The sequence below is a fragment of the Kribbella sp. NPDC048928 genome, assembly GCF_043197975.1.
Taxonomy (GTDB): Bacteria; Actinomycetota; Actinomycetes; order Propionibacteriales; family Kribbellaceae; genus Kribbella.
In genome coordinates this window covers 94364-108206 of the sequence record NZ_JBICUC010000012.1, presented here as the reverse complement: position 1 = coordinate 108206, position 13843 = coordinate 94364, and the positions used below count along the sequence as shown (strand labels likewise).

General features: G+C 69.5%; 14 protein-coding genes. 8 read left to right on the top strand and 6 right to left on the bottom strand.

Annotation, left to right across the window (positions count from 1 at the left end; genetic code table 11):
* Positions 1-92 precede the first annotated feature (92 nt).
* Positions 93-947 (bottom strand): aminoglycoside phosphotransferase family protein, encoded by an 855-nt coding sequence (locus ACGFI6_RS38795; protein WP_393127663.1) that lies wholly within the window; start codon positions 945-947, stop codon positions 93-95.
* A 70-nt stretch (positions 948-1017) separates the two neighbouring features.
* On the opposite strand from ACGFI6_RS38795, the gene ACGFI6_RS38790 reads away from it, so the two are divergent.
* Together ACGFI6_RS38790 and ACGFI6_RS38785 are read left to right on the top strand one after the other, a co-directional pair.
* Positions 1018-1749, top strand: a complete 732-nt coding sequence (locus ACGFI6_RS38790; protein ID WP_393127662.1) for a DsbA family protein — start codon at positions 1018-1020, stop codon at positions 1747-1749.
* 57 nt (positions 1750-1806) lie between these two features.
* Complete coding sequence (locus ACGFI6_RS38785; protein WP_393127661.1) at positions 1807-2412, top strand: DoxX family protein; 606 nt, start codon at positions 1807-1809, stop codon at positions 2410-2412.
* 78 nt (positions 2413-2490) lie between these two features.
* Here the strand turns inward: ACGFI6_RS38785 and ACGFI6_RS38780 are convergent, their stop codons facing one another.
* The gene (locus tag ACGFI6_RS38780; protein WP_393127660.1) at positions 2491-3465 is read right to left on the bottom strand and encodes a hypothetical protein; all 975 of its coding nucleotides are present in this window, start codon (positions 3463-3465) and stop codon (positions 2491-2493) included.
* Between the two features lie 244 nt (positions 3466-3709).
* Between ACGFI6_RS38780 and ACGFI6_RS38775 the strand changes: the two genes are divergently transcribed.
* The 3 genes from ACGFI6_RS38775 to rsgA are packed head-to-tail and all read left to right on the top strand — an operon-like array spanning position 3710 to position 6970.
* Positions 3710-4672, top strand: coding sequence for a hypothetical protein (locus ACGFI6_RS38775; protein WP_393127659.1), 963 nt, complete (start codon positions 3710-3712; stop codon positions 4670-4672).
* A gap of 40 nt (positions 4673-4712) precedes the next feature.
* Positions 4713-5984, top strand: a complete 1272-nt coding sequence (gene aroA / locus ACGFI6_RS38770) for a 3-phosphoshikimate 1-carboxyvinyltransferase (protein ID WP_393127657.1) — start codon at positions 4713-4715, stop codon at positions 5982-5984.
* Positions 5984-6970, top strand: a complete 987-nt coding sequence (gene rsgA, locus ACGFI6_RS38765) for a ribosome small subunit-dependent GTPase A (RefSeq protein ID WP_393127656.1) — start codon at positions 5984-5986, stop codon at positions 6968-6970. Before aroA ends, rsgA begins: the two co-directional genes overlap by 1 nt.
* An 11-nt stretch (positions 6971-6981) precedes the next feature.
* On the opposite strand, the gene ACGFI6_RS38760 is transcribed toward rsgA, so the two are convergent.
* On the bottom strand, positions 6982-7455 hold the full coding sequence (locus ACGFI6_RS38760; RefSeq protein ID WP_393127654.1) for a DUF2231 domain-containing protein: 474 nt from the start codon (positions 7453-7455) through the stop codon (positions 6982-6984).
* Between the two features lie 147 nt (positions 7456-7602).
* Between ACGFI6_RS38760 and hisN the strand changes: the two genes are divergently transcribed.
* From hisN to ACGFI6_RS38745, 3 genes are read left to right on the top strand one after another with little or no spacing between them, the layout of a single operon-like run.
* Positions 7603-8382, top strand: coding sequence for a histidinol-phosphatase (hisN, locus tag ACGFI6_RS38755; protein ID WP_393127653.1), 780 nt, complete (start codon positions 7603-7605; stop codon positions 8380-8382).
* Positions 8383-8413: 31 nt separating this feature from the next.
* Complete coding sequence (locus tag ACGFI6_RS38750) at positions 8414-9724, top strand: M16 family metallopeptidase (RefSeq protein ID WP_393127652.1); 1311 nt, start codon at positions 8414-8416, stop codon at positions 9722-9724.
* A complete protein-coding gene (locus ACGFI6_RS38745; RefSeq protein ID WP_393127651.1) occupies positions 9721-11067 on the top strand; it encodes a M16 family metallopeptidase in 1347 nt (448 codons plus the stop codon). Before ACGFI6_RS38750 ends, ACGFI6_RS38745 begins: the two co-directional genes overlap by 4 nt.
* Before the next feature lie 24 nt (positions 11068-11091).
* Here the strand turns inward: ACGFI6_RS38745 and ACGFI6_RS38740 are convergent, their stop codons facing one another.
* From ACGFI6_RS38740 to ACGFI6_RS38730, 3 genes are all read right to left on the bottom strand, one after another.
* The gene (locus ACGFI6_RS38740) at positions 11092-11517 is read right to left on the bottom strand and encodes a CBS domain-containing protein (RefSeq protein WP_393127649.1); all 426 of its coding nucleotides are present in this window, start codon (positions 11515-11517) and stop codon (positions 11092-11094) included.
* Positions 11518-11774: 257 nt separating this feature from the next.
* Positions 11775-12419: a response regulator gene (locus ACGFI6_RS38735; RefSeq protein WP_393127648.1), complete on the bottom strand. Its 645-nt coding sequence runs from the start codon at positions 12417-12419 to the stop codon at positions 11775-11777.
* Positions 12420-12478: 59 nt separating this feature from the next.
* Positions 12479-13840 carry a sensor histidine kinase gene (locus ACGFI6_RS38730; protein ID WP_393127646.1) on the bottom strand — a complete coding sequence of 454 codons (1362 nt, stop codon included), beginning with the start codon at positions 13838-13840 and terminating at the stop codon, positions 12479-12481.
* Positions 13841-13843 lie beyond the last annotated feature (3 nt).

Genomic DNA, 13843 nt, shown 5'->3' with positions numbered 1-13843 from the left:
TTGTTGTTGCCACCACTCTGCTGACCCGCGCTGACACCGAACCGCCGCCACACTGACACGCCCCCTGACACCGCATCAGGTGGCGGCCGGTCTCAGGTGAGGACGCGGCGCAGGGCGGCGCGGCCGGCTGGGAGCCAGGTCGGTTTGCCGCCGCGGAGACCCTTCTCGCCGGCAGTGCCGATGGCGATCAGGGAGAGGGCACGGGCGGCGGCCCAGGCCCTGGACCGGCGCCAGGTCGGCCCGTCGACCGGGTACGCCTCGAAGAAGCGGTCGGCCCCACCGTCCGGCAGCAGCAACCAGGCAGCCGACAGGTCGGTGGCTGGGTCCCCGTTCGACAGGTCACCGAAGTCGATCACCCCGGCCAAGGTGCCATCGGCAACGACCACGTTCGCGGGATGCAGGTCGCTGTGCAGCCACACCGGCGGACCGGCGTACTCCGGCGCGGCGACTCCGTCGGCCCAGACCTCCCGTACGGCGTCCTCGATCGCGAACTCGTCCGCCCAGTTCTCGAAGCCCTTGGTGTGACCGCGCAGCCCGTCGCCCCGGCCCGGGGTCGTCGGAGCATCAGCGGGAGCCTCCGTGTGCAGCGCGTACAGGAAGGCGGCCAGTGTGCCGGCAGCCAGCTCGGAGCTGATCGGCGTACGGTCGGCCGGCTCGCCGGAGACCCAGGTGGTGACCAGCCAGGTCTTGGGGAAGCGGTCCGACGGCTCACCGAGCCGGACCGGCGTCGGGACGGGCAGCGGCACCCGGGCCGCGATCTCGGGGAGCCAGCGGTGTTCGTTGAGGAGCGGGTACGGCGTGGTGTCCTCACGTGGGACTCTGACAGCGAGCGTGTCCCCGAGGCGCCACATCTGGTTGCCCCAGCCGCCTTCCACCTCTTGGAGCGCCAGGTCGGCCAGGTCGGGATGCTGCTCTTTCAACAGGGTCCGCAGAAGGTCCTCGTCCATGGTGCGTCAGACGCGTCACACGGGTACCTGGTTGGGAATAGGTCCACCGAGTGGTCAGTTGCCGACTGTTATGCGCATTGATGTGTGGTCCGACGTCGTCTGTCCGTGGTGCTACATCGGGAAGCGGCGGCTCGAAGAGGCCCTGGTCGCGAGCGGTGACACCGCGCAGGTCGTGTGGCACAGCTTCCAGCTGGACCCGTCCTCGACGAACGACGACTCGCGGGACCTGGCGACCCGGCTGGGCGAGAAGTACGGCCGCGGCCGCGAGTGGGGCCTGCAGGCCAACGCCCAGGTCACCGAGGTGGCCGCCGAGGTCGGTCTGGAGTACCACCTCGACCAGGCGAAGCCGGTGAACACCGTCGACGCGCACCGCCTGCTCCACCTCGCCCGTGAGCTGGCCGAGTCCGGTCAGGTGCCGGCCGACACGCAGGGGCGTCTTAAGGAGCGGCTGCTCAAGGCGTACTTCACCGACGGCCTCCCGGTCGGTGATCACACCACGCTGACCGAGCTGGCGACTGAGATCGGCCTCCCCGCCGAGCGAGTACGTGAGGTGCTGGCCGGGTCGACGTACGCGCAGGAGGTCGCAGAGGACCAGGCGCAAGCGCTGGCGTACGGCGCCAACGGCGTGCCGTTCTTCGTGATCGACGAGAAGTACGGCGTCAGCGGCGCCCAGCCTGTTGAGGTCTTCCAGGAAGCACTCCGGCGCGCGAACGCGGACCGTAAGCCGGTGACCCTGATCACCGCTCCGGGCGCGACCACCGACGGTGACGCTGCCTGCGGCCCCGACGGCTGCCCGATCTGACCCACGTTCAGCCGTGGGTACCGGATCTCTGACTGGACGTAGTGTATTAAGGGAGGCATGACTGTCGTGCGCGCATTGGCCAGGCCGTTGCTGTCCGTCATTTTCGTTGTGCAGGGCGCGAACGCGATCCGCAACCCCGAGCCGCTGGTGCCGAAGGCGCAGCCGGTGACCGATCGGCTGGTGCCGATGGTGAAGCGGGTGGCGCCGCCGCAGGTCGGCGACCGGCTCCCCGACACCACGGCGAACCTGGTGCGGCTGAACGGCGCTGCGCAGGTGCTCGGTGGTCTCGCGCTGGCGACCGGACGGGGCCGCCGTCTCGGTGCGTCGCTGCTGGCTGCCTCGCTGGTGCCGACGACGCTCGCCGGTCACTCGTTCTGGCAGGAGAAGGACAAGGCCGTCCGCAACCAGCAGCGCATCCAGTTCATGAAGAACCTGGGGATCTTCGGCGGCCTGCTGCTGGCGGCCGTGGACACCGAAGGCAAGCCTGGTGTCGCTTGGCGGGCGAGCCACGGCGCGAAGGCGGCGAAGCGCGAGACCAGGCGCAGTGCGAAGGCGGCGACGCGGGAGACCCGGCGCGGCGCGAAGGCCGCCAAGCGTGAGGCGAAGCAGTTCGCCCACGAGGCCAAGCAGGCCGCCCGCCTCGCCAAAGCCGAACTCTCCTGACCCCCAGCTGACGTATTCGGTCAGCTGCGGACAGGTGGCCCCACCTGCTACCTGGGGCCACCGTCCGCAGTTGGGCGGTCAGCCCTTCCGGACGCCGCCGGCGGTGAAGGTGTAGGTGTCACCGTTGATGGTCAGCGAGCGGATCGCGCCGTGCCAGGCGTTGTCGCGACCCTTGCCCACACCGGCCGAGAGGAAATTGGCGTCCTTGCCCAGGACCGCCAGTGCATCGGTCAGAGTGCAGCGGGCGCCGTTCAGGCCGCACCGGTCCGTGCCGGTGTTGAAGTACGTACCGGTGAAGCCCCAGTGCTTGCCGGTGTCGCCGGCCGCGTCGATCTTCGTCCACTTGTTCGAGGCCGAGTTGTCCGGCGAGTAGACCAGGGTGGTGTAGGTGACCCCGGTGATGTCCGGGTTCAGCTCGAACTTGATCGAGGGCATGTTGCCGGCGATCGCCGAGTTCTCCCCGGTCTGGAACACCTCGTACCCGACCTTGGTGAGCGGCGCGACAGGCTTCCCCGCGAAGTCGGCCTCGTTGCCCCACATGATCGCGTCCGCCGCGGTCGGGACGCTGAAGTTCAGGCCTTCGCCGGACGACGACGTACCCAGTTCCGCGCGGGCGTTGCCGATCGTGTTCCGGAAGATCTCTCCCCAGTTCTTCTGGTACGACGGCGCCTGCGGCAGGTTGTTGACGGCGTCCAGGGCCGCCTGCGCCTTGGTGTCGGCGGCCTTCGCCTTGGCCGCCGCCGCGTCGGCCGCGGACTTGGCGGCGCTCGCGGTGTTGATCGTCTTGTTGATGTTGGCCCGGAAGTCTGAGCCCATCTTCGACCACGGCAGGGTGTTGTCGAGGACGTCCCAGCCGCCGATCGACTTGTCCTTGATCCTGAACGTGTCGACCGCGCCGACCTGGAGCTGCTTGGTGCCGACCGAGTTCGCCGGCAACGGCAACGGCGCGTACGCCGACGGAGCCGCCGACGCGCCTCCACTCAGACTCACGACCGTGGCAACCGCCGCGACCCCCAGAACCGCCGCCCGAGCGACCCCGCTGTACTTACGCATGGTGCTTCTCCCCTCCATGGAATACCCGGTCTGACTATCGGATCCAGAACACGGAGCGTTACATAAGTGACGTATCTAAAGTCGGTGGGCCGGGCGCAGAACTGAGCTAGATCAGTTCTAACCTTGCACAGTGCCGACGTACAGCGATGATGGTCAGTGGTGGTGGGACGGTCGCTCTTGGCAGCCGGTGTCGCAGCTGCCACCCCCTCCTCCGCCGCCGCGGAAGCGTCGGGGGGTGATTTGGGTGGTGGTTGTTTCGGTGCTGGTCGTGATAGCGGTGCCGGCGGGGATCTTCGGCTGGCGGGCGGTGTCGAAGAGGAACGACGATGTCGCCGCGGCGCCGCATGGGAAGACGATCGAACCCGGCCAGCCGGTGACGGCGCAGACGCTGGCCGAGGTCGACCCGGCGACGTTCTTCGAGGCCACGGCGAAGCGCCAGATGACCCAGCCGCTGGAGCGGTTGAAGCTGTCGTACTTCAGCACCGCGCAGAAGTTCCTGAACCGGAGCGACTGGTTGATCACCGACTCGGTCATCGACCACAAGACCGACAAGTACTACTTCGCCACCACCTCTCGCGCCCGGCCGGACGACGACGAGCCGATCAGCGCGATCTGCAAGGGCGGGAAGAGCTACAGCTGGAACCACATCCTGAAGAAGTGGCAGGTCGTCCCGTTCGACAGCCCGGAGTGCTACAAGAAGCAGACCTTCAACACCGGGGACAGCCTGTTCGCGAGCAGCCTGACCCCGGGCCAGGCCGACACGGTCCTGGCGAAGCTGCGCAGCTACGACGGGTACGTGAACCCGGCCAAGCCGACGCTACTCAAGGCCAACGGCCGTACGTACGTCCGGGAGGTCGTCGACTTCAAGCCGATCGTCCTCGCCAACGAGAGCTACGGCGGTACGGCGATCTCGATGTGGGCGTTCCGCGATGCCGGCGAGGACCCGGTGACGTGGCCGTGGTCGAACCCGTTCCCGCTCGGCGTCGGCATCCACGCCGTGTACTACCTGGACGCCAAGACCCTGCTGCCGGTCGCGACGTTCGAGAAGGGCATCGGTGCACCGGCGCACAACAACGACGCCGCGATCCCGGCGCCCGGCATCCAGGTGGTGAACTACTCGTACCCGAAGACCTTGCCGGCGCCGGTGCTGAACAACTCCCCGCAGTACCTCTCGCTGCTGCTGCCACAGGGCTGGAAGGTCCAGTAGCGATAGGCTCAGGCTCGAGATGACGAGCCTAAGGAGTGGTATGAGCGAGGATCAGGGCTGGCCGGCGCCGCGCGCAACGGGTGCGGTCACCGGGCGGGTCACGGTGCCCGGGTCGAAATCGATCAGCAACCGGGCCCTCATCCTCGCCGCCCTCGCCGACGGCCCGTCGCACCTGACCGGCCTGCTCGCGGCCCGCGACACCGCCCTGATGCGGTCCGCGCTGGTCTCGCTGGGCACCGGGATCACGGAGAGCGGTTCGACCGTGACCGTTACCCCTGGCTCGCTCAAGGGCCCCGCGGCCGTCGACTGCGGCCTGGCCGGCACCGTGATGCGGTTCGTGCCGCCGGTCGCCGCGCTCGCTGACGGCGTGATCGCGTTCGACGGCGACGAGTACGCGCGCGAGCGGCCGATGGGCGTCATCCTCGGCGCGCTGCGTGCGCTCGGCGTACAGATCGACGACGGCGGCACCGGCCGGATGCCGTACGCCGTCTCCGGCACAGGCTCGGTCCGCGGCGGCAAGGTGACGCTGGACGCGTCCGGGTCGAGCCAGTTCGTGTCGGCGCTGCTGCTGGCCGGCGCCCGGTACGACGAGGGCGTGGACATCCGGCACGACGGCAAGCCGGTCCCGTCGCAGCCGCACCTGGACATGTCGGTCGCGATGCTGCGCGAGCGCGGCGTCCAGGTCGACGACGCCGAGCCGAACCGCTGGGTCGTTGCCCCCGGCACCATTCGGGCGCTGGACACCGCGATCGAGCCGGACCTGTCGAACGCCGCGCCGTTCCTGGCCGCGGCCGTCGTCACCGGTGGCTCCGTCACGGTGACGGGTTGGCCGGCGCAGACCACACAGCCCGGCGGTCAACTGCCGGAGATCTTCACCCGGTTCGGCGCCGAGGTGACCTTGACCGACGACGGCCTGACCGTGCGCGGCAGCGGGCGGGTGCAGGGCTGCGACCTCGACCTCAGCGAGGTGGGCGAGCTGTCCCCGGTGATCGCGGCGGTCGCTGCCTTCGCCGACGGACCGTCGTACCTGCGCGGAATCGCGCACCTGCGCAATCACGAGACCGACCGGCTGGCGGCGCTCGAGACCGAGTTCAACGCGCTCGGCGGCGACGTCACCCAGCTCGAGGACGGCCTCGCGATCCGCCCGAAACCCTTGCACAGCGGGCTTTTCCACACCTACGGCGATCACCGGATGGCGCACACCGCGGCCGTACTCGGCCTGCTCGTCGACGGGATCGCGATCGAGAACATCGGGACCACGGCGAAGACCTTGCCCGAATTCCCCGAGCTCTGGTCGGGGCTCGTCGGCTGATGTCGCGGTACGACGAGGAGGCCAAGTTCGACCGGCCCAAGCGCCGCACCCGGCCGCGGACCAAGGACCGTCCCTCGTACGACGACGCCGAGATCGGGTTCGTCTTCACCCGCGACCGCGGGCGGTACGCCTGCTGGGTCGAGGACTCCGACGGTGGTCGCGAGGTGACCGCGATGAAGGCGCGGCAGCTCGGCCGGACCGGCGTGATCGTCGGCGACCGGGTCAAGCTCGACGGCAATGCGACCGGCGACGAGGGCAGCCTGGCCCGGATCGTCGAGGTGCTCCCGCGGACGACGTTGCTGCGCCGCTCCGCCGACGACGACGATCCGGTCGAGCGCCCCCTGGTCGCGAACGCGGACCAGCTCGTGATCGTCGTCGCGGTCGCGAACCCGGAGCCGCGGACCGGGCTGATCGACCGCTTCCTGGTCGCGGCGTACGACGCCGGCATGCGACCACTGCTCTGTCTCACGAAGACCGATCTGGCCGACCCGGATCCCTTGCTCTCGATCTACCGCCCGCTCGGCGTCGAGTCGGTGGCGACCCGGCAAGGCGGCGACCTGACCGCCCTCCGCGAACAGCTCGACGACCGGACGAGCGTGCTCGTCGGTCACTCCGGGGTCGGCAAGTCCACGCTCGTCAACGGCCTCATCCCGGGCGCGGACCGGGCGATCGGCGTCGTCAACGAGGTCACCGGCCGCGGACGCCACACGTCGACCAACACGCTCGTCCTGCGGCTGCCCGACGGCGGCTGGATCATCGACACCCCGGGCATCCGCTCGTTCGGCCTCGCGCATGTGGACCCGGACAAGCTGATCCACGCGTTCCCGGACCTCGCCGAGCTCGCTGAGGACTGCCCGCGCGGCTGCACACACACCGAGGACGCTCCGGACTGCGCACTGGACGAGGCGGTCGCAGCCGGCCGCGCCGACGCCGACCGCGTCGCGTCCTTCCGCCGGCTCCTCGCCAGCCGTAACTCCAGCAGCTAGCCGGCGGGCGCCTACTTCGGCGGAAGCTGGCCCTCCCAGACCGCCTTGGCGCCGGCGTCGCCGGTGCGCACGGTCTGCCAGAGCACCAGCACGCCGATCACGACGACCGCGGCCTGGGTCAGCAGCTCGAGCGGCCGGCTCTTCGTTGCCTTGTCCCCCGTACGACCGAGGAGCAGAAAGGCGGCCACGGCAACGATCGCGAAAATCAGGCAGTACCAGAACAGCAGATTGCCGCGCGACTGATGCAGCGCGACGGCCTTCGCCAGCGTCGGCACCGCGTTCACGAACGCCTCGCCGCTCTCCTTCGCGACGAACGCACAGACCACCGTTCCGGCACCGAGCACCAGGGCCGGCCAGCGCAGCACGTGCCGCCAGCGCGGCACCACCGCGAACAGGATCACGGTCAGCGCGGCCACCGGCAACAGCACGACGGTCAGATGGATCACCAGTACGTGCAGTGGCAGGTCCCCGAAGCGCTCGAACATTGACGCCTCCCGGCGGTGGTCAGGACGTGGTCAGACACTAGTGGCACGTTCAACAACCCGATTTGGTTCAATCTGCGCCGTAACCGATCCGCAACTCATCCGCGGGCACCCAGCCCGATCCCGGACGGTTCAGGCTAGCCTTCCGGCATGCCTTCGCACACGGATGACCTGCGGCTCGCCCACATCCTGGCCGACGACGCGGACTCGACCACGATGGACCGCTACAAGGCGCTTGACCTGCACGTGGCCACCAAGCCCGACCTCACCCCGGTGAGCGAGTCGGACAAGAAGGTCGAGGACGTGATGCGCAAGACGCTCGCCCGGGCCCGGCCGCGGGACGCGTTCGTGGGCGAGGAAGAAGGCACCACCGGCTGGGGCATCCGGCGCTGGGTCGTGGACCCGATCGACGGCACCAAGAACTACATCCGCGGCGTCCCGGTCTGGGCGACGCTCATCAGCCTGATGATCGAGGACCAGGTCGTCGTCGGCGTGGTCTCCGCGCCCGCGCTCGGGAAGCGCTGGTGGGCCTCGTACGGGGACGGCGCCTGGACCGGCCGCGCGCTGCACTCCTCGCAGCCGTGCCGGGTCTCCGACGTGAGCAAGGTCGAGGACGCCTCACTGTCGTACGCCTCGCTCAAGGGCTGGGAGAAGATCGGCAAGAAGAACCAGTGGGCCGACCTGATGGAGTCGGTCTGGCGGACGCGTGCGTACGGCGACTTCTGGTCGTACATGCTCGTCGCCGAGGGCGCGGTCGACATCGCCGCGGAGCCCGAGCTGAACCTGTACGACATGGCCGCGCTGGCGATCATCGTCGACGAGGCCGGCGGCAAGTTCACCTCGGTCGAGGGGGCCCCCGGCCCGAACGGCCCGAACGCCGTCGCAACCAACGGCCGCCTGCACGACGAGGTCCTGAAACGCCTCGAGTGACCGGGTTTACCGACCACGTATGGTGGCCGGTATGCCCTTGACGTACCCCATCGCGGAGCAGACGCTCGACAACGGCCTGCGGGTCGTCGTCAGCTCGGACCGTGCCGTCCCGATCGTCGCCGTCAACCTCTGGTACGACGTCGGGTCGCGCCATGAGCCACCGGGCCTGACCGGGTTCGCGCACCTCTTCGAGCACCTGATGTTCCAGGGGTCGCGCAACGTCGCCTCCGGTCAGCACTTCAGCCTGCTGGAGACGGCCGGCGCGAGCCTGAACGCGAGCACCTTCTTCGACCGGACGAACTACTTCGAGTCGCTGCCCGGCGGCGGTCTGGACCTCGCGCTCTGGCTCGAGGCGGACCGGATGGGCTACCTGCTCGACGCGGTCAACCAGGAGAACCTGGACAACCAGCGCGACGTGGTGAAGGAGGAGAAGCGGCAGAGCTACGACAACCGCCCGTACGGCGACTCGTACGAACGGCTCGTACGGCTCGCCTTCCCCTCCGACCACCCGTACGCGCACATGACGATCGGCTCGATGGCCGACCTGGACGCGGCCTCGGTGGAGGACGTGCACGCGTTCTTCCGCAAGTACTACGGCCCGAACAACGCGGTCCTGACGATCGTCGGTGATGTGTCGACCGACGACGCCTTCGACGCCGCCAAGCGGTACTTCGGCCATCTGCCTGCGATCCCTACGCCACCGCCCGCGCCGGACGGCACGATCGGCCCGATGACCGGCGTGCAGCGTGACGACGTCACCTCTGACGTACCGTCCGACCTGATCACGATGATGTTCCGGCTGCCGGTCGACGGCACGCCGGAGCTCGACGCGGCCGGCCTCGCCCTCGACATCCTCGCCGCCGGCCAGAGCGGCCGGCTGAACCGGCGCCTGGTCCGCGACGAGCAGATCGCGCAGTCGGTGTCCGGTGGTGCACTGCCGCTGATCGGCGGCGTCTCGTTCGGGACGCTGACCGGGATCGCGTCGGACGGCGTCGACCTGCAGCAGGTCGAGGACGCGCTGCTCGAGGAGATCGAGAAGCTCGCCACCGACGGCGTGACCGCGGACGAGCTCGCCACCGTACAGGCGCAGGCCGAGCGGGACTGGCTCGAGCAGTTGGCCTCGTGTGCCGGGCGCGCGGACGAGATCTCGCACCACGCCCTGCTGTTCGGCGACCCGAACCGGATCAACACCCGGATCGACCAGGTGCAGGCCGTCACGGTCGACCAGGTGCAGGCAGCGGCGCAGAAGTGGATCCGCGCGGACGGGCGCGTCCAGGTGACGTACCGCCGGACCGAGTCCGTCACTGAGGCGGGCACCGAGACGGCAGGAGAGCAGGCATGAACCAGGTTCTGACCACCCCACCGCCGGTCGGTGCGCCGCGTCCGTGGAGGTTCCCGGACGCCGTCACCACGAGGACCCGCGTCGGTACGCCGGTGCACGTCTTCGACCGCCCGGGCCAGTACGTCGCCACCGTGCGGGTGACGATCGCGATGCAGCTGATCGCCGAGCCGCGCACCCTCGAGGGCGTCGCGACGATCATGTCCCGGACCCTCGACGAGGGCACCGAGCTGCACTCGGCGAACGAGTTCGCGGCCGCGCTGGAGCGGCACGGCGCGGCGTACGGCGTGGACGTCAGCTCGGACGCGCTGCACGTCGAGATCTCGGTGCCGGTGTCGCATCTCGCGCCGGCCGTCGAGCTGCTCGCCGAGGCGATCACGCGGCCCGCGTTCAACCAGGTCGATGTCGGGCGGCACGTCACGATCCGGCTCGGCGAGATCACCCAGGAGCGGGCGAACGCCGGCTACCGGGCGCGGGAGGCGTTCGCGGGACACCTGTTCGACCCGTCGACGCGGCGGTCCCGGCCGACCGCGGGGACGCCGGACACGATCCGGCCGCTGACCAACGTCGAGGTCGCCGACTTCTACCGGAACAACATCGGCCCGGAGCGTGCGGAGATCCTGTTCGCCGGCGACGCGACCGGTGTGGACGTGGCCGGCATCATCGACTCGGCGTTCGGCAGCTGGACCTCCGCGGCCGGTACGGCTCTGGAAACCCCCGAACCGATCTACGTCACCGGGAACCGGATCGTCCTGGTCGACCGGCCGGGCTCGGTCCAGAGCCAGCTGCTGATCGGCTGTGCCGGCCCCGACCGGCGGGACCCGGCGTGGGGTGCGGCCGCGGTCGCGAACCATGTCGTCGGCGGCACCATCACCTCCCGCGTGGACACGGTGCTGCGCGAGGAGAAGGGCTACACGTACGGCACCCGGACCAGCTTCGCGGCGCCCCGCAAGGGCGGCACGTTCAGCCTCGGCGGCGCCGTCCGGACCGAGGTCACCGGCGCCGCGATCGGTGACGCGCTACGCATCCTGCTCGAGGCCCGCGACGGCCTCACCGAGCAGGAGGTGCAGGAGGCGAAGGACAGCCTGATCCGGACCGCGCCGCTGCGCTACGAGCAGGCGGACTCCGTCGCCCAGCAGGTCGGCAGCAACATCGCGAACGGCGTACCGATCGACTTCGCGGACACGTACCTGACCAACATCGCCGCCACCACCGCCGCCGAGGCGACCGAGGCCTACCGTCGGTACGTCGGTGCCAACGGCCTGCTCGTGGTCGTCGTCGGTGAGGCCAAGGACGTACGCCCGCAACTCGAGGGCCTCGACCTCGGCGAACTGATCAACCTGTAGCTGCTACCGACCGCGGCCGCCTGGTCAGCTGGAGATGTAGTTGGAGAGCTGCTCCTTCTCGAACTCGAGCTCACCGATCCGGGACTTGACCACGTCCCCGATGCTGACCAGGCCGGCGAGGTTGCCCTCGACAACGACCGGCACGTGCCGGATCCGGCGGTCGGTCATCATCCGCATCAGGTTGTCGATCAGGTCGTCCGGCGCACAGGTGTGCACCTCGGGCGTCATGATCGCGCTCACCCGTACGTCACCCGCGTCCGGCGTACCGTTCCAGAGCCGCACGATGTCGCGCTCGGACACGATCCCGGACACCGTCGACCCGTCCGCGCTGACCACCACGGCACCGATGTTGTGTTCGGCCAGCAGGGAGAGCAGTTCGGTGACAGTGGCTTCTGGGGAGATGGTGACGACCTGGTTGCCTTTGCCGCGCAGTACGTCGTTGATCTTCACGGAGCCTCCTGCAGATCGAGGGACCAATACCTCAAGGTAGCGGCAATCCCCTGGTCACCCCCAGTGACAACGACGGACAACCGCCGGACCGCACGGTGTTTAGGTATTTGAACGCTCAAAGGGGTGGATCTCCGGGGCGCCGCTACCTACGGTGACTGCATGGGCCGTGGGCGAGGGGGGATCGAGCACGGCGCAGGCAACACCGGCAGGACCGATCGTGCGGACGGTGAGGAGGGGGGACCGGCCGCACGATCGGTTCAGCTTTCGTCGCGGAGCAGGTCGATGGCCGCCTGCCGGTCCTTGACCCGGAGCTTGCGCAGCACCGACGAGATGTGCACCCGGATCGTGGTCGGCGAGAGGAACAAGCGCTTGGCCACCTCGTCGGTCGTCAGGCCGTCACCGAGCAGGCCCATCACCTCCCACTCGCGGGAGGTGAGCAAGGCCGCCTTCGGGCGCCGGGCCGCGCGCCGGCGGCCCGGCTCCCGGAACTCCTCCAGGATCCGGGCGACCAGCGACCGCGGGATCGCCGCCTCCCCGGACAGCACGCCGCGCAACGCCTCTGGCAGCCGGCCAGGATCGGTGTCCTTCAGCAGATAGCCGGAGGCCCCGGCCCGCAGCGAGTCGAACAGGTCGTTGTCGTCGCGGGACACGGTGAGCATCACGATCGCGATCTCCGGCAGCAGCCGGGAGACCTCCGCGGCGGCGCGGATCCCGCCGCCGGGCATGTGGATGTCGAGCAGTACGACGTCGGGCTGGTGTTCGCCGGCGAGCCGGACGGCCTGTGGACCGTTCGCCGCCTCGGCGCAGACCTCGAAACCGCCGGCCTCCAAGGCCTGCCGGATGTGCGCCCGCAGTTGTGGATGGTCGTCCGCGATCACCACCCGCCGCGGTCCCGCCGTCACCACCACACCACCGTCACGAAACCACCACCGTCACCATCGCTGCGCTGCGACCACCGCTGTCACCACCTGACGACGACCGTCGTCCCCTCGTCCGGTTGTGTCGTCAGTACGAAGGTACCTGGCAGCGCCTCCGCGCGCTCCCGCATGCTGATCAGCCCGAACCCGGTCTGCGGCCGCCCGGGGTCGAATCCGGGCCCGTCGTCCGAGATCCGCAGCCGGCTCCCGTCGCCGTCCCGGCTCAGCTCGACCCGTACGCGATCCACACCACCATGCCGTACGGCGTTCAGCACCGCCTCCCGCGCGATCCGGACCAGCGCGTGCCGTTGCGGGCGATCGACCACGATCGACTCGTCGAGCTCCAGGTCGAGCGTCACCCCGTACCGCTGGGACAACTGCTCGACCGCCCGGTGCAGTACGAGACCGAGCGGCTCGTCGTCGGACCGGCCGAGGGCCTCGAGCAACTGTCGCGCCTCGTCCAGCGCGCGGTCGCTGGCGCCGAGGATCTTGTCGACCTCCGGGCCGTCGAACGTGGAGATCTCAGAGCGGATGTAGCCGAGCTCCTGCAGTACGCCGTCGTGCATCTCGCGCGCGAGCCGCCGCCTGTCCTCGGCCACGGCAGCCTCGGCCTGCAACGCCCAGTGCCGGCTGATCTCGCGACCCGCAGCAATGAGCAGCAGGACGTACGACGCGGTTCGCAGGACGTCACCCGAGTACAGCCAGTCCGCGTTGCTGGGCGGGAAGAACAGGTAGTTCAAACGGGCGATCGCGCCGACTGCGCAAGCGGGACCGAGCCAGCGCAGCAGTACGTCGTCGCGGCTGCGCGCCTGCAGCGTGAACGCGACCGCGGCCACCGCGAAGCAGGCCAGCGTCAGGAGCTGCGGGATCAGGAGCGCACTGGAGGTAGGTGATGCGGCCGAGGGCAGTGAGTTCTTCCGTACGTACAGGAGAACTCCGACCAGGAGCATGCCGGCAACGGCCGGCGCCAGCGCCCAGTGCCGCCAGCCGCGGTAGCGCGTCGGTCGATCCGGGATCAGGGCGGACAGCGCGATCAGCAACGTACCGGCGATCCGCAGGCTCGGTGGAAGCCAACTGCCGAGCGGGCCGACGGGCTCGTTCTTCATCAACGTGATGCTCAGCAAGGCGTTCGCAGTACCGAGAACCACCAGTCCTTGGAGCAGCAGGAGATCCTGCCGCGTCTCGGAACGCCGGAACCGCCCGTAGACGAGAAAGGCGAGCAACAACGCGACGCACGCGTTGACGGTCTCGAGTACGAGGTGCACGGACGGGCTCTGGTACCCGAGCTGTCGCTCCCACTTCCCCACGGCGAGCGCGGCCGCGCTCAGGAGGGCGACGAGCAGCACGAGCGCGACGGTGCCCCGCGCCGCCCAGAAGCCCCCCACCATCCGCCGCCTCACAATCACCGA